Genomic DNA, 19,913 nt, shown 5'->3' on the forward strand with positions numbered 1-19,913 from the left:
GGCTTACGCCGCTCCCACAGCCTGGTTGGATTGCTGGTGGAGCCTGTGCCGAGCATGGCTCGGCACTGCGGGCGATTCCGCATGCTCGGCCGAGCGGGCAACGCCGATCATGAAAAAACGCCGCTTCCTTGCGAGAAGCGGCGTTCCTGTTTTGCGTACCGCTGAGGCGCGGATGCTCAGGGGTGGCTGGCGGGTTCCTGTGCCGGGGCGTGCGGGATCACCGCTGCAGCCGGCGCCACGCTGGGGGCGGCGGGCAAGGTCAGTTCGGGGTTGACCTGCTGCGCTTGCAAGGCCTTGATCTGCTGGTTCAGGGCTTCCAGCTGGGAATTGGTGGCGCGCAGGTCGGTGCTCAGTGCCACTGCCTGCTGCTTGCGCTCCTGCAAGGCGTTGCTGACCTGCAGGGATTGCTGACGCTGCTGTTCCACTTCCTGTTGCAGGCCACGCAGCCGGCGTTCGTTCATGGCAACCAGTTTCTCGCTGTAGGCCTTGCCGGCCTGCAGGCGCACGGTGTCCAGATAGACCTGGGCCAACTGCTTGGTCTGGTCTGCGAAGGTCAGGTAAAGCGTCTCGGCGTTCTCCACCGACTCGGTGCGGATCACCCGCCAGAATTCCTTCTCGTGGAACAGCGCCACGTAGTAGTTCAAGGAGTCGGCATGGAACAACAGGCTTGCGCCGTAGTTGCCGTTATAGGTCGTACGCAGTTCGGTGAGGGCGTTGTTGCCCATCAGCCGTTGCAGCTCGGCGACGGTATTGCCCACGGCGCTGTCTTCGCTGTTGGCGGGGGCAGCCGGTACTTCGGCCTCACCGCGCTGCCAACGTCCGGCCATCGCGGCGGGGGCCATCAGCAGGCCGACAACAAGCAACAGCGCGCAGCCAAACCGGCTCGGAAGCATCTCGATCCTTCTCATAAGTCCTCGTAATTCCCCCGAATTGCGATGGTCGTCGCATTTGGTGAATGCGCCGGATTCGTAGCCGAGCATAGCACGCGTTCCGGCGACGGAAAGCGCGCTGGCGCAGGCGTTTCACTGTTTGGGATGGCGCTCATTCGACCAGTTGGCCGCGGCCGCATTGAATCGATTGCATATGCACGTCGGTACGGCCCAGTTGCAAGCCCAGCACTTCGCCCAGCAGTTGTGACAACAGCTTGCCGACGCCGTCGAGCAGCGGTCGCAACAGGTTGTCGACTACTGGCTTGAGCAGCAGGCACAGCACGCTGCTGCAGGTGCCGCCGCCGGTGACGGGGTTGTAGCTGCCGTTGCCGCTGAGTCCGCCAGGTTTGGTCTGCAGGTACTTGGCCAGTGAATTGCTGACGCAGTCATTGAATGCCAGGCCGGCGATCAAGCCCTGGCAGGAGGTCAGCCCGAGCACGTCGAGCAGGCCGCCGAGCACGCTGGGCTTGCTGATCGTGGTCTCGTAGAGGAATCCCTGCCAGACCTCGCCCTGGATTTTCTTCGGCGTGCAGCCGAGGATCCAGCTGTCGCAGGTGGGAATCTCGGTAGTCCAACTGCCCAATGCCGGCAGGTTGGCGGCGCTGTTGCCTTCCTTCAGGGCCTGGACCACGACGGCAGGCTGGTAGAGGCCGTTTTTCTTGGTGGCTTCCAGGTACTGCACGGCGAGGTCCTTGGCCGCCGTGCTGCTGCTGCCTTGCGGGGCAAACAAGGACTGCACCGTGCCGAGCAGGGCATCGACCAGGTCCGAGACAAGCTTGCCGACCTTCAGGTCGTTCGGTTTGACCGTGCCGGTCTGGCCTTCGCTGAGGATCAGCTGGTCGCGTTGCGACAGTGCCTCAAGGCTGATCTTCCTGGTCAGTACATCGCGGCCAAGCAGGCTGACCAGGATCTCCTCGCTCAGTCCGGTACGGCACAGCTCGCGGGTGGAGTTCCATGGTGTGGTTGCCTTGCCGATGCAGACATTGGCGATGGCGCTGGTGACGTCAACGGTGGCGGTCGCCGGTTGGGTGGAGCAGTTGATCGCGGTGAGCTGGCCGTAACCATCAATCACATCGATATAGGTCGGCAGCTTGATCCGTGTGCCCAGCCAGTTCAACACTGCACCGAGTGCCGGGATGCGTTGCGAATCGATATCCAGGAACAGGCGCACCTGGCTGTTGTAGGCGGTGGTGCCCACCGGCCCAATGCCGATGGAGGCAGGTTCGACGATGCTGGCCTTGGCCTTCAGCAGGCCGAGTATGTCCAGCTGCGGTACTTCGACGGCGTGCTTGGAATTGGCGATGGAGATCGTGGTGCCGAGCAGGTCCAGCGCATTGAGGTCAACGTCCAATGCGCCACTGGCCGCTTCGGCGCCGCCAGCGATCTTGGCGAACAAGCCACCGCTGCTGGCATTGGAGCCCAGCTGTACCAGCACGTCGCTGATGCCAGCACCCAGCAGCTTCTGCTGCAGCAGGCGCAGGTCCACGCCGGCTACCCCTTGCTGGCCCGCCAACGAAGCCATGATGTCGAGCAGCCTGCCGACCGAGACCTGGTTGGCGGCGAGCAGGTTGTTGAGGTCGCCGACGTTGATGTCGGTGGCAACCGGAATGCCCAGCGCCTGCAGCAGTCCGCGTGGCGTGATCTTTACGTCCGCCAGTCCTTGATAGCTGGCGATCTGGGTCTGGGTCAGGTCGACACCAACCAGGCGAAGGAGTCCCTGCAAGGGAGCGTTGCTGTTGACGTTGAGCAGGCGCGAGCCAACGCTGAAGGCCGCCTGCGGCGGCATGCGACGGGCGACGGCGGTCGCACTGATACGTGGCAGCGAGGTGAGCTGACCCAGCATCGGCACGGATTGCCGGGAGGCGGTGACCTGTACGGCATTCAGCGGTTGGCTGCTGCTGACGCCGACAAAGCGTGCGCCCGCTGGCAGCTCGGCACCCCAGTAGCCACAGTTGATGGTCAGCTCACCACCGAACTGGTTGTCGGTCAGCGCATTGCTGCGCGCCGCCAGGTTGTCCTTGTAGTCGGTGGTGCATTGCTCCAGTCGCTGCGCACCTGCCAGCGCTGCCAGGTCGGCGGTCTTCTGCACGTCGCGCTTGCTCCAATACAGATAGCCGACTTCGATCAGGCCGAGGATCACCACCAGCCCGAGCAGCAACAACATCATCGGCAGGCCTGCGCCGCCGCGTTGACGTGCACGCTGCGGTAGATCGTGTAGCGCGCGTGACAGCGAAAGCGAAGACGGGCGCATGTGCATTGGGGGCCTCAGCGGCTGCCGCCGCCTTGCTTGGAGTCAGGTAGGGCAGCTTCGAAGTACTCGGGAATCGGATGGTCGAAGCTCTTGAGATAGCGCTGGTAGCTGCGGCTGGCGGCTTCGCCAAGCATTGGCAGCGCATTGCTGCCGGTGCGGCTGCTGTCGGCCTGCAGCTGCAGCAGGGCACGGGTGGTATCGCCGATCTGCGAGCGTGGCGGGTCGATTGCGAAAGAAGGCGCTGCGACGGACGGCGCAGGGATGGCGCTTGCGTCGTTGTTGGTGCGCGTGCCTGCTGTGGGCGCAGCGGTATCGCTCATGCGCTCGATCAGCGGCGCATGCTGTGCAATAGCCGGTGCGGTGCAGAGCGTGCCAAGCAGCAGTGCCGTGGCCAACGTAGTGGGTCGATTCATGGGGTTGCCTCCTGGGCGGTGGAGGTGACGGGACTGAAACGGTCCAGCATCGAACCGGGCGGACGCGTCGGCGCTGTGTTTGCCGCTGGGCCCTGCCGCGCGGCCAAGGTTGCAGTATTGGTTGCAACTGTCGAAGCAGGACTGGTCGCCGCCAGCGGTTGCCGCAGGCGTTGCGAGAGCCGATAGATCTCGGCCTTGGTGGATGGCGGCAGGTTTGCGCGTTGAATCATGCTCTCCGCCGCCGCCGGTTGCCCGGACAGCAGGGCCCACAATGCGAGATTGGAGATGGCGCGGATGTTGTCAGGCCCAAGCTCTGCCGCCTTTGCCAGCGGTGCGCGTGCCTGTTCAATCTGCCCGGCCTGCAGCAGCGCGAAACCGAGGTCGCCGAGGTAGGCGACGTTGAGCGGGTCGGCACGGACGGCGCTGTCCAAGGCCTGTCGCGCGTTATCGAATTCCCCAGCGCTGGCCGCGACCAATCCCAGACCATGCCAGGCTGCTGCCGACTGCGGACCTTTGGTCAGGCTGCGATAGATGAGCGCTGCGGCGTCCGCATCGCCGGTTTCGCGCAGGGCATTGGCCTGCAGGATACGCAGTTCCGGGCTGTCACCGAAGCGTTGGCGGAAGGCGTCGATATGGGCCAGCGAGGCGTAATACGCGCCTTGCGCCTGCATCTGCTTGAGCAGGCCAAGGTACATGCCGCGATCATCCTGCGGTGCTTCCACCAGCGAGGGTTCAATCTGTGGCTGCTTGTAGGCAGCGCGATTGCCGCCACAGCCGATCAGCAGGGCAGGTATCAAGATGCTCAGCAATGCGCTCGTCGTTCTCATTACATCCCCTTGATCGCGGCGGCCAGCGAAATGATTGCTGGCCCGGCCAATACCAGCATCAGGGCCGGCAGCAAAGTGATCATCATCACCACGGTCATCTTCACCGAGAGCTTGCCGACCTTTTCCTTCATCTTCATGCGGCGCTGTTCGCGCAGGCGCATGCCGAACTGTTTCAGCGGTTCCTGCACCGCACCGCCGTGCTGGTGAACCTGCAGCACCATCTGCATCAGGCTGCGTAGATCCTCGTTGCCGAACGATTCGGACAACCGCCGCAAGGACTGCGCGCGACTGCGGCCGCGGCTGTAGCCCGCGTTGGCCAGTTGCAGCTCCTTGCCCAGGACCGGGATGGCGATATGCAGTTTGTCGCCAACCATCTGCAGGCTCTGGTCAATGCTGAAACCCACGCCTTGCAGCAGCCGCAGCAGGTCAATCAGCAAGGGCAGTTCGTCATCCACTTTCTTGCGTAGCCGCGCTGCCCAGCTGCGCAGCAACAGCTTGGGCAGCAGAATGCCCAAGGCAAAGCCGACCAGAAGCAGGATCACCATGTCGCTGCCCTGTGGACGCAGCACCAGCACGGCGATGAAGGGCACCAACAAGGCCAGCACCAGGCGCGTAGCGAGGAAGGCCGCTGTACCGGTGCTGTGGTTCCAGCCTACCTGCTCCAGCAGCAATCTATCCTCGGGCGCCAGCAGTGCGGTTTGCAGGCGACTGCCTTCGAAGTGCTGGCCGATGGCGGCCAGGTCGGCGAGCCGTCGCCGCCACCAGACCGGCTTGGGTGCAGCGTCGTGCTCCACATGCTGGGCGCTGTCCAATGCACTCTGCAGCGCCGCGCCGGCCTGCTGGCTGCGCCGCCCGCGATACAGCAGGCCAGCGGCGGCCAAGACCAGTGCCGCCACGACCAACAGCATGGCGATCGTGTACAGCAGGTTCATGGCGTGCTCCGGGCGATGGCAACGGGTTGTGTCATAGCGATTTGGCCAGCCGGTACAGCAGGAAACCACCAAATAGTTCCAGCAGCACCGCAATCAGCAGGATCTTCTTGCCAAGTGGGTCATGGAACATGGGCTGGAAAAAGTCCGGGCTCATCAGCGCCATCGACAAGGCGGCGCCAACCGGCAGCAGGGCCAGTACCCAGGCTGACATGCGGGTCTCGGAGGTGGTGGCCTGCAGTTCGCGTTGCACTTCCTCCAAGTCGCGCATGAAGTCGCTCATGCGCTGCAGGATCTGGTCGCTGCGGCCGCCGATGCGGATGCTGGTGCCAAGGATGACCGCCAGCATTTCCAGCGGGCGCAGCCGGTATGCCTGGGCGGCATGTTGCAGGGCGCGGTCCAGATCCATGCCGGCGCGGGTATAGCTCAATGCGTTGTCGAGGATCGGCCGCAGCGGTGGATCGACGTTCTGCGTGGCGCTCTGGAACGCCATCGACAAGCTGTTGCCGATGCCGGCCATGCGCACCATGTTTTCCAGAAAATCCGGCATCTGCGCGATCAGGCGTTGCTGCATCTTGTCGATGCGCCGGTACAGCCATAGCGCCACGGCCAGCAGGTACAGCGCAAGTACAAATGCAGCAAACCAGGCGCTGCCAAGGCGCAGGCCGGCGCTGATGGTGACGGCGATACCGGGCAGGGCGATCAGCAGCAAGGTGCGTGGTGTGTCTTTCAATCCTGCGCGTCGCAGCAGCTGCGCCCAGCGTTTGCCCTGCGGCCGCTGGTTGCGGGTCTCTTCGGCAGCGCGTACCGCGTCCGGACGCGACAGGCGGGTGTCGGCATGGCTTGCGGCGGCACGCTGCTGCACGCGGGTGGCCAGCCCCCACCACAAGCCCATGGCGACCGCGACCAGCACCACCGCAAGGCTCCCGAGCAGCAGCGGTAGCATCATGAAGTGAAGCTCCCCATGTTGGCCTCGCGCAGTTCCTGCCGGAATGGCTCGAGCTTGTAGCAATGCGGGTGGAAGCCCAGGCCGATCCAGCGGTCGCGCTCGCGGCTTTCCTGGTCAACCCAGGTCTCATGCTTGAACAGCTCCTGGCTGGTGATGACGTTGTCGCTGACGCCGGTGATCTCGGTGATGGAGGTGATAACGCGGCGGCCGCTGCCCAGGCGCGAGATCTGCACGATGAAGTCGATGGCGCTGGCAATCTGCCGGCGCAGGCTGTCCTCGCTGCCCTGGAAGCCGGCAAAACCGGCCAGCATTTCCAGCCGGTACAGGCAGTCGCGGGCGTTGTTGGCGTGCACCGTGGCCATCGATCCGTCATGGCCGGTGTTCATCGCCTGCAGCATCTCCAGCACTTCGGCACCACGCACCTCACCGACCACGATGCGGTCCGGACGCATGCGCAGGCTGTTGCGGACCAGGTCGCGGATGCTGACCGCGCCGTTGCCATCGAAGCCACCCATACGCGATTCCAGGCGCACCACGTGTGGGTGGTTGAGCGCGAGTTCGGCGGTGTCCTCAACGGTGATGACGCGTTCGTTGTGCGGAATGAAGGTTGCCAGCGCGTTGAGCAGCGAGGTCTTGCCGGAGCTGGTGCCGCCGGAAATCAGGATGTTGCAGCGGCCACGCACCATGGCGTTGAGCAGGGCGTACATGGGCTTGTCGAATGCGCCGCGGCCCAGCAGTTCGTCCGGCGTGAACGGGTCCTTGCGGAACTTGCGGATCGACACCATCGGCCCATCAACGGCCAGCGGCGAGATGATGGCGTTGAGACGGCCGCCATTGGGCAGGCGTGCATCGACCATCGGATTGGAGTCGTCCAGACGGCGACCCAGCGGGGCGATGATCCGGCGCAGGATGCGCAGCAGGTGGCGGTCGTCGCTGAAGCGCTGGGTCGAACGCCGCAACATGCCGCCGGCCGAGACATGCACGTCCTTGTAGCCGTTGATCAGGATGTCTTCGATCTCAGGGTCATGCAGCAGGTCGTCCAAGGGCCCGAAACCGGTCAACTCCTTCTGCAAGGCGCTGGCGACGGCTTCCATTTCCTGCGCGTTGACCGGGATCTTCCATTCCTTGACGAAGGATGCGGTCTGCGTGCGGACGTATTTTCCGATGGTTTCCGGCGACCAGGAGTCGATGTCAACACGCTGATCTTCAACATGGTTGAGCAGGTACTCATGGGCGGCGGACAGCACGCTCTGGAACTGTTCGGTCTGCTCGAACGGCACGCTGGGTGACGGCTCGACCGACAGTGCTGCTGCGGCGATGCGCGGTGACAAGGGGGTGACTTTGTCTTCCATTGTTATCTACCCAGCAGATTGGCGAGGCGCGCCAGCGGAGATGCCGGTGCGGTGGTCGTAGGCGCGGCGAGGCGGCGGTCCAGGCGTTGCAACAGAGGCAGCAAGGCCTTCAGGTAAGGGTCGCGCGGCGCCGCGTCGGTCAGCAGACGGCCCAGTCCGGCATTGGAGCGCAGTACCCGCGAGCGGTCCGGCAGGGTGGCCAGCAGCGGCAGATTGAAGCGTTGTGCGATCTGCGTATCGGCCAGGCCGCCATTGGGATCGAAACGATTGACGATCAGCCGCAGGCGCTCATCGCGCAGGCCGCGGCTTTCCAGTTCGCGCATGGTCTGGTCAAGCGACACCAGCGAGCCGATCGCCTGATCGGTGACCAGCCAGACCTCGGAGGCGCTCTTGAGCAAGGTGGTGGGCAGCAGCTGCACGGGCAGGCCGCCTACGTCGCACAGGCTCAGCGGGAATACGCTGCGCAGGCGGTCGAGCAGGGCGATGGGTTCGTGTTTCTTCAGCAGCGTGCCGCTGCTGATGCCCAGCAGAGCGAGGCCGCTGGGGTGATGGGCAAACGCGGTGCCGGCGAAGGTGCGGTCCATCCGCTCGACGTTGCGCAGCGCCTCTTCATAGCCGAAATGGCTCTCCATGCCCAGATACAAGGCGGCATCGGCGGAGGGCTGGCCAAGGTCGATCAGCAACAGCCAGTTCTGCAGCGCCGCCACATCTGGCGAGCTGGGGTTCTGCTCGGCCAGGCTTACGCCAAGATGGGTGGCCAAGGTGCTGGTGCCAACGCCTGGGCGTACCCCAAGCAGCACGATCAGGCGGCCGTCTGCGCGGACCTCGACTGCCGCTGCCGGACGCGCTGGACTGGGTGCTGCAGAAACGCGCTCGAATACTTCCAGCATCTGCGCGGGACTGTTGTCGATATCGACGAAATCGCAGACGCCTGCGCGCATTGCCGCCAATAGATGTGCGGCCTGTTCCGGACCGGTGGTGCCCAGTCCGATCAGGGCCGGGCAGCCCGCTATTGCATGCAGCTGGCGCGCGATATCGGTGGAGTAGGCGGCATTGCCACCGCAGTAGTCGAGCAGCACGAAGGCACTGCCTGCGCCATCGAGCAATTGCCTTGGCGCGGTCTCGCGGCTGTCCACCCAGCGCAGATTTGCCTGCCCAGCCAGCACCGCACCCAGGCGCGCCATATGACGGTTGTCTGGTGCGTACAGCAGCAGATTCAATTCTGGGTGGCTGTGGGTCTGGGGCAACGGCATCACCGGTGGCATGGCGGCGCTTCAGCGAGAAAAGCCGGGGAGTTGATCGGGACTGGCCGGATGCAGCAGCCACGAACCCCAAACCGGCAGTTTTGGCTGCGCTTCGCGTTGGCCAGGCAGCGGGATGTCGGTGCCACGCGCCAGCGGTTTGACCAGGCGCGGCGTCACCACGATGACCAGTTCCTTGTCCTCACGCTTGTAACTGAGGTTGCGGAAAAACGAGCCGAGTATCGGGATGTCGCCCAGCAATGGGATCTTGTTGACGTTGGACGACAGCTGGCTGCTCACCAGGCCGCCAATGACGAAGCTCTCGCCGTCGCCCAGTTCCACCGTGGTGTCGGCGCGGCGGGTGGAGATGGCCGGAATCTGGGTGCCGTCGAGGGTGATGCCGCGGCTGTAATCCAGGTCGCTGGCCTCGGGAGCCACCTTCAACGCAATGCGGTCTGCCGACAACACGGTTGGGGTGACGGTGAGGCCGATGCCGAACGGTTTGAAGCTGACGGTGGTGGTGCCCAGGCCCTGCGGTTCCAGGATGGGCAGCTCGCCGCCGGCCAGGAAGCTGGCACTCTGGCCGGACAGTGCAACCAGGGTTGGTTCGGCCAGTACCCGCGCCATGCCGTTGGCCTGCAGCAGATCGATGTTGGCGCTCCATGCACCGGGAAGCGAACTTGCCACCAGCTTGAACGCCGAAGACAGGGCACCACCGCTGTCACTGCTGCCGGCCGGTGAGGTGATGCCGTAACTGAAACCGCCATTGATGTTCTTGAAGCTGATGCCGACCTGACGCAGCACGCTGCGATTGAACTCCACCACCTTGACCTCGACCTGCACCACGCCGCCATTGGCAATGGTGGCGGCGTCGCTGATCACGCCCTTGTCGCCAATCGCCGACGCCGCGGCTTTGCGGCTGGCTTCGTGTTCCAGCAGCGAGGTCGCGCTGCCCGAGAGCAGGGCCTGCCCACCTTGCACGGTGAGCTGACTGCCGCCGCCATCAAGCAGGCCGCCCTGTACGGCATTGCGCACTTCCACACGGATGCGGGTGGGCGTCGGCTGCTTCTGCAACCATAGCAACAGTGTGGTGCTACCCGCGGATTTGCCCACCAGCAAGGCTTCGCTGTTGCGGCCGATGCGGGTGATATCGGCGATGGACGGATCGGCAATGGCGATCCGTTTGACGCCAGCAGGCAGATTCCAAGGGCGCTGCTCGTTGAGTTCAAGCACGACGCTGTTGGTCATTGCCTGTGCCTGCGCTGCCTGCGTGGCCGGCGGCGCAAAGCCCCCCAAACCAAGCAGGGTCAAGCCGAGCAAGGTTGATGCGGTGATGGAAGAGCGCTGGTGCAAGAGAGAGCCTCCGTTCATGGCGAAGACAGGCGGTTGTCTGGGGTGGTACCGCGAATGATCTCGATGCCTTGCCGTGTCGCTGGCCGTGGGACACGGCGCCGCGGCGGCGCTGTCGTGTTCGTAGCGGCAGCTGGCATGCGTGCGTTGTTGTCACCGGCCAGCGCGTTCAGGTCGATACCGGCATAGGCGAGGTTCTCAGGCCTTGTGGCTGCTTCGGCGGCGCCATCAAGATCGCGCCGCAACGCCAGTACCGGTGCCGGTGGCGCAAACAGGGCCTCATCGGCCAGGCCGGTGTCGCCGGGGTTGCGCAGCGCCAGGAACAATTTGCCGCTGTGGGCGGCCAACAGCAGGCGGCCTGCGTCCTGCACCGGTACGGCGAGTATCGCACTGCGCGCCTGCGGCGCATCGCTGCTGGTCGTGCCGGAGCCGCGGTTATCGCGCGCGGCGATGGTTTCGGCGCGGCTACCCGGCTCCGGAGAGGCGCTGCCCACGGCATCGCTCTGTTCACTGGTGGCCGGACGTGCCTGCGACACGTCGGCATTGCCGTAGCCAAGAACCTGCAACCGCGAAAGCAGCAGGCGGGCCTGTGGATTTGCCTGGCCACTGGCGCCGGCTGCGGGATCCTGCAGGCTCATGAAGACATCGACGTAGTCGCCTGGTGCGACCCGGTTGCTGACACCTGCCAGCTCGTCGACCGGTACCGCCACCGCACGTTCGCCGGGCTTGATGCCGATGGCGATGCCCTGCAGCAGCTGCTCGGGCGTGATCAGCGCACCGGCGGCGATGTTCAGCGCCGGGGTGCGGCCCTCGACCTCGCTGATGGCGGCGTAGCCGCTGGTCGGTGGCAATGCCATTTCAGCGACGGACAGGTCAGCTGCGGTGATGGGGCGGCCGGCGTGCAGGTCCTTGTTTGCGACCACCAACATGCGCTTGGGCACGCTGGCCGGCGCCTGCCTGGCGACCGCATCCTCTGGCGCGGGCGCAGCCCGTCGGCCGATGCCAAATGCCAGCACCATCAACAGTGCTGCCAGTACCAGCAGCAGGATTGCAGCTATGCGTATTGCCTTCGGCATCTTGAAGCTCCTCCCCCTTGGAGTCCGCGGTCAGCGGTCGCCTAGATCCAGTTGAACAACGGCGGTACTGCTCAATGATTTGCCCATGCTCCAGCCCATCAGGGTGCCGGTGCCCGGCATGAAGGGATGGGCGTCATGGTCGTAGGACACGATTACTTTGATGCACTTGACCGAGCTATCGGCAGCGCAGACATAAGGTTGAGAGACGGTGATGGGCGCCGCGCTGGCGCTGCTGCAGCCGGCGGCCGTGCCGGAGTAATTCAACAACCATTGCATCGAGCGCGCGGCAGCCTGGCAGGCATTGCTGCGCCGTTCGGCGGTGGTGCCGTAGCGCAGCGATGCGCGTGCGCCTTCACCTGCGGCAAGTGCCAAGGTTTGCTGGGCGGCGAAGATCATCACCCCGGTGAAGGTGATCAACAGCAGCGGCAGCACGCCGAACATCATCATCAGAGCGAACTCGATGGTTACCACACCGCGTACGCGGCGGCGGCCGGTCACCTCATGCCGGGACATAAGCACCTCCCTGTACCACGACGGCGATCATCGCGATGCCCATGTACGCCGCATACGGAATACCACTGCGGCCGCACCGTGCCGCACGCAGGTCCATCTGCAAGTCAGTGATCAAGCTGGAACCCTGCAGCGATTGCACCATCCGCTGCAGTCGTAGTGGGGCGTAACCGGCTGCCGGCGTCCAGACAATGACAAGCAGTGCATGGGCGCCTGCTGCCAGGCTGGCGATCAGCCAGATCGGCAGCAAAGCAGTGCTGCCCAGCAGGAAGCCGATGACTGAGAACAGCTTCACATCGCCCGCACCCATCCAGCCGATGGCGTAGAAGGGCAGCAAGGCAGCCAGACCAAGCACGCCGCCAAGCAGGCACTGGGCGAGCGATGGCGGGTTGCCGATCTGCAACAGTTGCATCGCCGCGACACAGCCGAGCACGGCCAGCAGTGCGCGGTTGGAGACGCGCCGGGCCATGAGGTCGCTGATCGCGACCTGGGCTCCGAGCAGCAACGCTGTCAGGTAGGCGATGGTCATGGCAGCGCCCCTTGTTCAACTGGTCGGAGTAGTGCCACCGGTGCCGCCAACCAGCGCGGTGAGCTTGTCGAGCACCGTCTGGAAGACGGTCCTCAGGCCATCGCGTGCGAAGAAAATGATCAGGCCTGCGACGACTGCGGCCAGCAGCCCGTACTCAAGTGCGGTGACACCGTCTTCTTCCCGGAAAAACCTGCGCAGCTGTGCGTTCATGATGTTCTCCCTGATGACCCGGTGTCGGTGTTGCACCGACAAGCAGCCGGGTGCTGGGCATTGCTGCCCGATTGAGGTCATTGGGATACGCATGACACCGGCAAGAGTGTGCCGACGGTTGTTCGGGTTGCCGGTTGGGGCCGGCAGTCTCCTACCCTAGCTTCCGTTGTCCCCTGTCGGCATGCAGCGCATGCCCGGAAACATCATTGCAATCGCCCCGCTGGGCGCATGCGCATATTCGGCAAGAATGAATTGTTTTTCATATATGTGACGGACTTGGCTAAACGCGAGTGGCGGAGCCCGCGTGAAGACTTGTTTTCTTTGTCAGTATCCATCGCAACGAAAGACGTTCAATGGATTGAAGAGCGTAATTCCGTAATGTGGGTTTCAGGCTGTGCGGCAGGGGATTGCAGGTTGTCTTTTACGATCTGCAGCGGATGGTCGGGCTTCTGAAGCGGGTCCTGATCGAGGACGCGCAAAGGCTTTCACATGGATGCGGGTGTCGGCGTAAATGGTTTGAGGTCATGTGACCTGGCGTCACTGAGCGGCACGCTACGCGTGTGCCACGTTGAGCTTGTGTTGCTCGATGACCAGCCGCCATCGGCGTCCATCACTTCGTTTGTCCACGACCAGGCACTGTTGTGCACGTTTGAAATTGGCGCACGCACGCGCGGCCGATTCATGTTGCCGCTGGACTGGTGTTTGTTGGGATGCCTGCAATCGGTCGATCCGCACAGCAGCTGGTGCCATGGCGTGCCCTTGCTGCCGGGAAACATTGTGTCGGTGATGCCCGAGGGCATTACCGAATTCGCGCTGGGCGCAGGCAGTCGCGTGACCTTTGTACTGGTGCCGTTGAAGCGCTTCCAGGAGCGCGCAGCAGCGCAACGTCTGGGCGGTTTGGTCGATGAATCCGCCGCCGTGCCCTTGCTGAGTGCCGGGCCGCATGTGCCGCTGCAGGAGTATTACCAAGGGCTGCATGAGCGTATCCGTGAAGGCGAGGTGGGCGCCGAAGAGATCGACGCCATGCTCGATGCGCATGTAAAGGAAATCGTCACCGGCGGGCCGCCCGAGCGTGGTGGCTGCAATCGCAGCCGTCGCGCCCGCTATCTGATTTTCCGTCGTGCCGAAGACATGATGTACGCCAACCTGCGGCGACATATCTATATGCACGAGCTCTGCGACGCGGCTGGCGTGAGTGAACGCGCGTTGCGCTATGCGTTCGAGGAACTGGTGGGCATTTCGCCGGTGCGCTACCTGTCGATGCTGCGCCTGTGCGAGGCCTGCCGCAGTCTGTCCAGCGCTGACGCTGGACGCAAATCGGTCAAGTCGATTGCGCTCAGCTGTGGCCTGTGGGACCTGTCGCGCTTCGCCGACAATTACCGCAAGGTATTTGGCGAGTTGCCGAGCGAAACCTTGATGCGTGGTACCTACACGCACGCTTGATGCCTGCGGAGTGTGATGCACATCAAGCGTCGGTAGCTGCTTGCCGATTACGTGCATCGGCGTGCCGTTAACGGGCAACGGTTTGCCAAATCAACGCATCGGTGTGCCGGATGCGGGTAAAAAAAGCAGCGCCGCAGCGCTGTACTGGCCTCACAGAGAGAACCCCTCCACGCCTGGTGGGGTTGAGCTGGAGGCCCCAAATGAACCGCATCTATCGGCTGGTATGGAACCGCACCCTCAATGCGTTTGTGGTGGGGTCGGAATTGGCTAGTGCACAAGGCAAGGGCTCGGGTCCGGCGAAGTTGTCGCCGGCAGCGTCGTGGAGCCTGGCAGGTTTGGCTGGCGCCATCGCGCTGGCCTTGGCCGGGCCAGCGGCGGCGACCGACGCAAAGCTGGCCGACCTGCAGGATCTGCTCGCCAAGTACAGCAACACCGACGCCCAGCAGATTGTCTCCACTGTGTTGCCGAGCGCCGGTGCCGGCGCTGCGATCAACGCTTCGGTGACGCTGCCGGCAGTGCTGCAGGTGGACGCATCGGCGGCAGTCGCGCTCACGCCGCGCGTTGCGACTGCGCCGGCAGCGGCACGCGCACAACTCGGTGTGCGCGCGGCGCTGCCAAAGCTGCATTCGCATGGCGGAACAAATTCACCGGCAGCAGCGCTGTCGGTGGTTACCGATGCCGCACTCGCGGTGAAGCCGCTGGCGGCTTCGGCCAATGCCACGGTCACTGCGACGGTTGGTCCGCTGACCGGCAATGCTGCTGGTTTGCAAGGCATTGCCGCGATACTGCTGCCGGGCAAGGAAGAGGGTGGTAACCCGCTGCATGGCACGCTGGTGTCAACGGCCGGTGCGGTCAAGGAGCTGACCGGCGAAGTGTTGACTGGCAAGCCGGTGGCTGCGGTCGAAACGCTCGCTTCGCATGTGGGTACGACGGTGGCTCCGATCACCCAGCATCTGGGCGGTGGCGTCGATGGCCTGGTTGGCGCACTGTTGCCGGGTCAGCAGGGCGGAAGCCCGTTGCAGGGCACGCTGGTTTCAACGGTTGGTGCCGTCAAGGAAGTGACTGGCGAAGTGCGGACCGGCCAGCCGGTAGCCGCTGTCGAAACGCTCACTTCGCACGTGGGCACGACGGTGGCTCCGCTCACCCAGCATCTGGGCGGCGGCGTCGAAGGTCTGGTCGGCGCGCTGTTGCCGGGTCAGCAGGGCGGAAGCCCGTTGCAGGGCACGCTGGTTTCAACGGTGGGTGCCGTCAAGGAAGTGACTGGCGAAGTGGCGGCCGGCCAGCCGGTAGCTGCGATCGAAACGCTCACTTCGCATGCCGGTACGACGGTGACCTCGCTTACCGGACATATCGGCAGCGGCGTTGCCGGCCTTGGCGGCGTACTGCTGCCGGGCGCAGGGCAGGGCGGCAATCCGGTGCGTGACGCAGTGACCGATACAGTGGGCGCGGTCGAAGATCTGACCGGCGGCCTCACCAAGGGCACGGGGCTGGGCGGCGTGGTGGATGGATTGGTCAATGGCGCCGCTCCTGTGCTGGGTGGTGTTGGCAATCTCCTCGGTGCGGTGGTGGGCGGCGTGACCGGCTCGACCACGCTTGCTACAGGCGTCACCAACACGGTTGGCACGCTGACCGGCGGGCTGCAGGGCACTACTGGTGCGCTCGCCGACGGCGATGTGGCTGGCACCGTGCAGAACCTGCTGGGAACGGTCAACAACACCGCGTCCACGCTGTTGGGTGCCACTGGCAATACGCTGGGCGGCGTGACCGGCTCCGGCTCTGGCGTGAGTGGCGTGACCGGGGTGCTGAGTGGCGTGATCGGTGGCGTGACCGGCGGCCTGTCCAACGTGGTCGGAAGCCTCACCGGCAGCCCTGTGATTCCCAGCGCGGTACCGGCAGCGCCCGGCCCGTCTGGAATGATCGTTGGCAACGGCGGTCTGGTGGGCTCGGTGAATCAGCTGGTGGATTCGCCGCTCACGTCGCTGCTTGGGGGCAATCCGTACATGCAGAGCGGTAGCCTGAAGGTGAACAGCACCAATGTGATGCAGACCTATTCTGAGGTGCAGGTGCTGGGGCTGCCGACGGTGAACCTGACGCCGGTAGGCGACCTGCTGGATGGGCTGGGTGGACTGGCCACGGGCGGCAACTCACACCTGACCCTGATCGGCGGTGTCACCTCCGACAGCTATATCACCAACATCAACAACGGCGACCCGGGTGGCCTGCTGGGACTGCTGCTGCCGGATGGCGCGCCGGCCTGGGCGTCGGACTGCCTCAATGTGCTGGGCGCGGTGACCGCCAAGTGCTGGGCAGTGCCGGCAGCGCAGGATTACCAGGTGCTGATCGGCGATGGCGCCTTTGCCAACGGTTCCAAGGAGGTTGTGATCGGCAGCAATGCCGAGCATCGGTTGGCGGCGCAGACGGCGGACCAGGTGTTCATCGATGCGGCCGGTGGCAAGACCGGTGTCCCCACTGCCGACTACGATGCACGGCTGGGGCATTCGGTGGTGGTTGGCGACAGTGCCAAGGGCACCGCCAATGCGCAGACGCTGCTGGGCGCGGGTGCAACTTCCGACAAGGCCAACAGTGTGGCGCTGGGCTTCAAGTCCAATGCCGCACGCGGTGGCCAGGACAACTACGCAGCCTTTGGCTTGACCGCGGCGCAGACGTCGATCGGCGAGGTGGCCGTGGGTTCGGTCGGCCGCGAGCGGCAGATCACCCACGTTGCTGCCGGCAGCCAGGACACCGATGCGGTGAACGTCAAGCAGCTGCGCGGTGCATTGGACCAGATTGATGATCTGGGTCTGGCCGCTGTGGTCTATGACGAAGACCTCAATGGTGTCGTCAACTACGGCAAGGTGACGTTGGGCAGTGGCCAGGCCGTCAGTGGCACAGTGCTGGCCAATCTCGCCGCAGGTGCGGTCGCGGCCGGCAGCCTGGAGGCGGTCAATGGTGGCCAGCTGTTTGGGGTGGGTGCTTCGATGGCCACCTACCTAGGCGGTGGTGCGACCTTCAACGGCGGTGTGCTCGGTGCACCGAGCTATCAGATCAACAGCGTTGGTGTACTGGGCGTGGTCTCGCTGCAGCAGTTCGGAAACATCGGTAGCGCGTTCAGCTCGATCAGCGATTCGCTGCTCAACCTGAGCAACCTGTTGCCGCGCAACGTCCCGGGCGGCAGCGATCCGCTGGCGGTGAAATACGTCGCCGATGGCGCCGGCAATCCCACCAATGCGGTGCAGCTCAGTGGCGATGGCAGCGGTGCGGCGGTGGCACTGGGCAACGTGGCCGCTGGCAGTGTCACCAGCGGCAGCCTGGATGCGATCAATGGCGGGCAGTTGGCTGCAACCAACGACGCAGTGGCTTCCGCGATCGGCGGCACCATGCAATACAACAGCAGCACCGGCCAGTGGAGCGCGGCCAGCTTCAACATCACCTCGATCAACAGTGGCGGCGCCGCGACCCAGCAGACGTTCGGCAATGTCACCGATGCCTTTGCGGCAATGGACAGCTCCATCGTCAACGTCAACAAGCGCATCGACAACATCCAGAACGGTGGTGCCGGCAACGCCTACTTCGCGGTCAATTCGACCAAGGCGGCTGCCTCGGCCACCGGCCAGGACAGCCTGGCCGCAGGTCCGCAGGCCACGGCCAGCGGCAACCAGGCCGTGGCCATCGGTGACGGTGCCAATGCATCGGCTGCCGGCAGTGTCGCGCTGGGTGCCGGTTCGGTAGCCAGCCGTGCCAACACCGTGTCGGTTGGTGCCGCAGGTGCAGAGCGCCAGGTAACCAACGTTGCAGACGGCAGTGAAGCCACCGATGCGGTGAACCTGCGGCAGTTGCAGGCATCGCAGCAGGGCACGGTGCGCTATGACCAGAACACCGACGGCAGCACCAACTACGGCAGCGTGACGATGGGGCGCACCGGTACCAGCACCGTGATCCACAACGTTGGTACCGGTGTTGCACCCACCGATGCGGTCAACGTGGCACAACTCAACAAGGGCATGGGAGAGGTCATGGATTGGTCGAAGAACTACACCGATCAGCGCTTCAATGACGTCAGCCGCGACATGAAGCGCATCGATGACCGTGCTTCTGCCGGTGTTGCTTCGGCCATGGCCATGGCCGGGCTACCGCAGCCGACCGAGGCGGGCAGGCGCATGGCATCGATGGCTGCCAGCACCTTCCATGGCGAGTCGAGCATGGCGGTGGGCGTGTCGGGTGTCACCGATGGCGGTCGCTGGATCTACAAGCTCAGTGGCTCGGCCAATACGCGTGGCGATGGTGGGGTGACGGTAGGCGCCGGCTTCCAGTGGTAAGCACCGGGTGGCAGTGACCTGCATGCAGACAACCATGGCTACGCATCGAGGACGCTATGAACACGAAATGGACCGTACTGGCGTTGCTGGCAACCCTGACCGCCTGTGGCAAGGGCCAGCTGCGTGAAGAATTCCCGGATCCGGCGCGGGCCTATCCGGCCGGTGGCACCTACGTGAATCTCGACAACCTGCGGCAATACGCCCCAGGCATGAACAAGCGCCAGATCCAGACGTTGTTGGGTACACCGCAGTTCAATGAAGGTTTGTGGGGGGTGCGGGAGTGGAACTACGTTTTCAAGTTTCGGCGTTCGGTTGGGGCCGAGCCGATTCAATGCCAGTTCCAGGTTCGGTTTGACGCGGACGGCGTTGCCAGCGGCCAGGCGTGGCAACCAGCAAGCTGCGCCGCGTTGCTGGAGCCAGCTCCCGCACCACCCGCGCCACCACCGCCGCCGCCTCCGCCGGAGGTGGTGGCACCACTGCGGATCTCGGCCGATGCCTTGTTCGCCTTCGACAGCGCCAACCTCTCGGCTGTGGGCCGCGGTCGTCTGGATGAGCTCCTGCAGCAGCTGAAGGATCGGGCGGCGCAGACTTCGCTCACCGTCATCGGCTACACCGATCGCATCGGCACCGATGCCTACAACCTGGAACTGTCGCGGCGGCGCGCGCAGAGCGTGCGCAACTACCTGGTCGAGCACGGCGTTCCGGCAGCTGCACTGCACGCCGAGGGGCGCGGCAACACTGCGGCGCTGGTCGAGTGCGAGCAGGTCAGCGGGGCGGCGCTGGTGGAATGCCTGGCGCCGAACCGGCGGGTGGAGATTGCCGGAATGGGCGGCTGATTCCACGGTGGAGCCAGCGGGCGATGCGATTGTCGCCCGCAGCCCTCACAATGGCCGCCGGTAGTCCGTGGCAGCCGTGCCCGGCCAGAACGGGACAGGGTGTGTTGTGCTGAAGTCGAACAAGGTAATTGCCTGGGCCGGGCCACTGGCGGTGGTGGTCTTCATTGCGGCGGTGGCCGGTTTTGGCGCGCAGCTGCATGGCTACGACCAGATGCTTCATCCAGTGTCGCTGCTAGGCGCGCGTGGAATCCGCGGCGGCACGGCATTCAGCTTGCTGGGCTTTGTATTGCCGGGCCTGCTGGCTGCGATTGCCGCGCTGGACCTGGTCCTGCGCATGCCTGCCACAGCCCCGCGCCCGCTGCGGGTTGGCGGACAGATGCTGTTGCTGGCTGCAATCGCGTTTGCCGCGATGGGGCTGTTCCCCTTGGATGTGGACGATATCGAGAACCGCGCCAGCCAGTACCACGCCAGCGCCTGGTTGCTGTGGTTGCTGGCGTTCAGCGCCGCCGCCATCGCTTTGCGCTTTGGCGCCGGCAAGGCCAGTGCGTGGCGGCCGCTGTCCACGCTGACCATGGTCTGCGCACTATGGATCGTCTGCAGTGCTTTCCTGTTCGAGATTGCCATGCCAGTGGCCATGGCGCAGCGCCTGGCCTTCCTGGGTTGGCTGGTCTGGCTGGTGGGTGCGGCCCGTCTGGCGCCAGCACGCGGCTGAGCGATGCAGGCGAGGTGCCGCGAATCGGGGCAGGGCACGC

The 19,913-nt window shown here is 64.6% G+C and carries 17 protein-coding genes; 4 read left to right on the forward strand and 13 right to left on the reverse strand.

The features are described from left to right. Nucleotides 1-176 precede the first annotated feature (176 nt). From ACVOLV_RS16060 to ACVOLV_RS16120, 13 genes are all read right to left on the reverse strand, one after another. Complete coding sequence (locus ACVOLV_RS16060; RefSeq protein WP_481555254.1) at nt 177-908, reverse strand: DUF2968 domain-containing protein; 732 nt, start codon at nt 906-908, stop codon at nt 177-179. A gap of 133 nt (nt 909-1,041) precedes the next feature. Beyond that, nucleotides 1,042-3,186, reverse strand: a complete 2,145-nt coding sequence (locus tag ACVOLV_RS16065; RefSeq protein WP_481555255.1) for a TadG family pilus assembly protein — start codon at nt 3,184-3,186, stop codon at nt 1,042-1,044. Nucleotides 3,187-3,194: 8 nt separating this feature from the next. Next, nucleotides 3,195-3,593, reverse strand: coding sequence for a DUF3613 domain-containing protein (locus ACVOLV_RS16070; protein WP_481555256.1), 399 nt, complete (start codon nt 3,591-3,593; stop codon nt 3,195-3,197). Then, the gene (locus ACVOLV_RS16075; protein ID WP_481555257.1) at nt 3,590-4,420 is read right to left on the reverse strand and encodes a tetratricopeptide repeat protein; all 831 of its coding nucleotides are present in this window, start codon (nt 4,418-4,420) and stop codon (nt 3,590-3,592) included. The genes ACVOLV_RS16070 and ACVOLV_RS16075 overlap by 4 nt, the downstream gene beginning before the upstream one ends. Beyond that, nucleotides 4,420-5,352 (reverse strand): type II secretion system F family protein, encoded by a 933-nt coding sequence (locus ACVOLV_RS16080; RefSeq protein ID WP_481555258.1) that lies wholly within the window; start codon nt 5,350-5,352, stop codon nt 4,420-4,422. Before ACVOLV_RS16080 ends, ACVOLV_RS16075 begins: the two co-directional genes overlap by 1 nt. 31 nt (nt 5,353-5,383) lie before the next feature. After that, on the reverse strand, nt 5,384-6,298 hold the full coding sequence (locus ACVOLV_RS16085) for a type II secretion system F family protein (RefSeq protein WP_481555259.1): 915 nt from the start codon (nt 6,296-6,298) through the stop codon (nt 5,384-5,386). Continuing rightward, entirely contained in the window at nt 6,295-7,650 is a 1,356-nt protein-coding gene (locus ACVOLV_RS16090) for a TadA family conjugal transfer-associated ATPase (protein ID WP_481555260.1), read from the reverse strand. Before ACVOLV_RS16090 ends, ACVOLV_RS16085 begins: the two co-directional genes overlap by 4 nt. 2 nt (nt 7,651-7,652) lie before the next feature. Then, nucleotides 7,653-8,897 carry a CpaE/TadZ family protein gene (locus ACVOLV_RS16095; protein WP_481555261.1) on the reverse strand — a complete coding sequence of 415 codons (1,245 nt, stop codon included), beginning with the start codon at nt 8,895-8,897 and terminating at the stop codon, nt 7,653-7,655. 27 nt (nt 8,898-8,924) lie between these two features. Beyond that, nucleotides 8,925-10,139: a type II and III secretion system protein family protein gene (locus ACVOLV_RS16100; protein WP_481555276.1), complete on the reverse strand. Its 1,215-nt coding sequence runs from the start codon at nt 10,137-10,139 to the stop codon at nt 8,925-8,927. A gap of 119 nt (nt 10,140-10,258) precedes the next feature. Further along, complete coding sequence (gene cpaB, locus ACVOLV_RS16105) at nt 10,259-11,317, reverse strand: Flp pilus assembly protein CpaB (RefSeq protein WP_481555262.1); 1,059 nt, start codon at nt 11,315-11,317, stop codon at nt 10,259-10,261. A gap of 30 nt (nt 11,318-11,347) precedes the next feature. Further along, entirely contained in the window at nt 11,348-11,830 is a 483-nt protein-coding gene (locus ACVOLV_RS16110; RefSeq protein ID WP_481555263.1) for a pilus assembly protein, read from the reverse strand. Next, entirely contained in the window at nt 11,817-12,356 is a 540-nt protein-coding gene (locus ACVOLV_RS16115; RefSeq protein WP_481555264.1) for an A24 family peptidase, read from the reverse strand. The genes ACVOLV_RS16110 and ACVOLV_RS16115 overlap by 14 nt, the downstream gene beginning before the upstream one ends. A 15-nt stretch (nt 12,357-12,371) precedes the next feature. After that, nucleotides 12,372-12,566 carry a Flp family type IVb pilin gene (locus ACVOLV_RS16120; protein WP_481555265.1) on the reverse strand — a complete coding sequence of 65 codons (195 nt, stop codon included), beginning with the start codon at nt 12,564-12,566 and terminating at the stop codon, nt 12,372-12,374. Nucleotides 12,567-13,055: 489 nt separating this feature from the next. On the opposite strand from ACVOLV_RS16120, the gene ACVOLV_RS16125 reads away from it, so the two are divergent. The 4 genes from ACVOLV_RS16125 to ACVOLV_RS16140 all read left to right on the forward strand — a co-directional run bounded on the left by ACVOLV_RS16125 (nt 13,056) and on the right by ACVOLV_RS16140 (nt 19,873). Continuing rightward, a complete protein-coding gene (locus ACVOLV_RS16125; RefSeq protein WP_481555266.1) occupies nt 13,056-14,009 on the forward strand; it encodes a helix-turn-helix domain-containing protein in 954 nt (317 codons plus the stop codon). A gap of 200 nt (nt 14,010-14,209) precedes the next feature. Beyond that, complete coding sequence (locus ACVOLV_RS16130) at nt 14,210-18,325, forward strand: ESPR-type extended signal peptide-containing protein (RefSeq protein WP_481555267.1); 4,116 nt, start codon at nt 14,210-14,212, stop codon at nt 18,323-18,325. A 56-nt stretch (nt 18,326-18,381) separates the two neighbouring features. Continuing rightward, nucleotides 18,382-19,161: an OmpA family protein gene (locus ACVOLV_RS16135; protein ID WP_481555268.1), complete on the forward strand. Its 780-nt coding sequence runs from the start codon at nt 18,382-18,384 to the stop codon at nt 19,159-19,161. A 106-nt stretch (nt 19,162-19,267) separates the two neighbouring features. Next, nucleotides 19,268-19,873 carry a DUF998 domain-containing protein gene (locus ACVOLV_RS16140; protein WP_481555269.1) on the forward strand — a complete coding sequence of 202 codons (606 nt, stop codon included), beginning with the start codon at nt 19,268-19,270 and terminating at the stop codon, nt 19,871-19,873. The last annotated feature ends 40 nt before the right edge of the window (nt 19,874-19,913 follow it).

The organism is Stenotrophomonas sp. STEN023 (assembly GCF_056760135.1).

What these genes read in the sequence shown, in the direction of transcription:
- ACVOLV_RS16060 (WP_481555254.1), bottom strand. Translation starts at nt 908, where the DNA reads ATGAGAAGGATCGAGATGCTTCCGAGCCGGTTTGGCTGCGCGCTGTTG.
- ACVOLV_RS16065 (WP_481555255.1), bottom strand. Translation starts at nt 3,186, where the DNA reads ATGCACATGCGCCCGTCTTCGCTTTCGCTGTCACGCGCGCTACACGAT.
- ACVOLV_RS16070 (WP_481555256.1), bottom strand. Translation starts at nt 3,593, where the DNA reads ATGAATCGACCCACTACGTTGGCCACGGCACTGCTGCTTGGCACGCTC.
- ACVOLV_RS16075 (WP_481555257.1), bottom strand. Translation starts at nt 4,420, where the DNA reads ATGAGAACGACGAGCGCATTGCTGAGCATCTTGATACCTGCCCTGCTG.
- ACVOLV_RS16080 (WP_481555258.1), bottom strand. Translation starts at nt 5,352, where the DNA reads ATGAACCTGCTGTACACGATCGCCATGCTGTTGGTCGTGGCGGCACTG.
- ACVOLV_RS16085 (WP_481555259.1), bottom strand. Translation starts at nt 6,298, where the DNA reads ATGATGCTACCGCTGCTGCTCGGGAGCCTTGCGGTGGTGCTGGTCGCG.
- ACVOLV_RS16090 (WP_481555260.1), bottom strand. Translation starts at nt 7,650, where the DNA reads ATGGAAGACAAAGTCACCCCCTTGTCACCGCGCATCGCCGCAGCAGCA.
- ACVOLV_RS16100 (WP_481555276.1), bottom strand. Translation starts at nt 10,139, where the DNA reads ATGACCAACAGCGTCGTGCTTGAACTCAACGAGCAGCGCCCTTGGAAT.
- cpaB (WP_481555262.1), bottom strand. Translation starts at nt 11,317, where the DNA reads ATGCCGAAGGCAATACGCATAGCTGCAATCCTGCTGCTGGTACTGGCA.
- ACVOLV_RS16110 (WP_481555263.1), bottom strand. Translation starts at nt 11,830, where the DNA reads ATGTCCCGGCATGAGGTGACCGGCCGCCGCCGCGTACGCGGTGTGGTA.
- ACVOLV_RS16115 (WP_481555264.1), bottom strand. Translation starts at nt 12,356, where the DNA reads ATGACCATCGCCTACCTGACAGCGTTGCTGCTCGGAGCCCAGGTCGCG.
- ACVOLV_RS16120 (WP_481555265.1), bottom strand. Translation starts at nt 12,566, where the DNA reads ATGAACGCACAGCTGCGCAGGTTTTTCCGGGAAGAAGACGGTGTCACC.
- ACVOLV_RS16125 (WP_481555266.1), top strand. Translation starts at nt 13,056, where the DNA reads ATGGATGCGGGTGTCGGCGTAAATGGTTTGAGGTCATGTGACCTGGCG.
- ACVOLV_RS16130 (WP_481555267.1), top strand. Translation starts at nt 14,210, where the DNA reads ATGAACCGCATCTATCGGCTGGTATGGAACCGCACCCTCAATGCGTTT.
- ACVOLV_RS16135 (WP_481555268.1), top strand. Translation starts at nt 18,382, where the DNA reads ATGAACACGAAATGGACCGTACTGGCGTTGCTGGCAACCCTGACCGCC.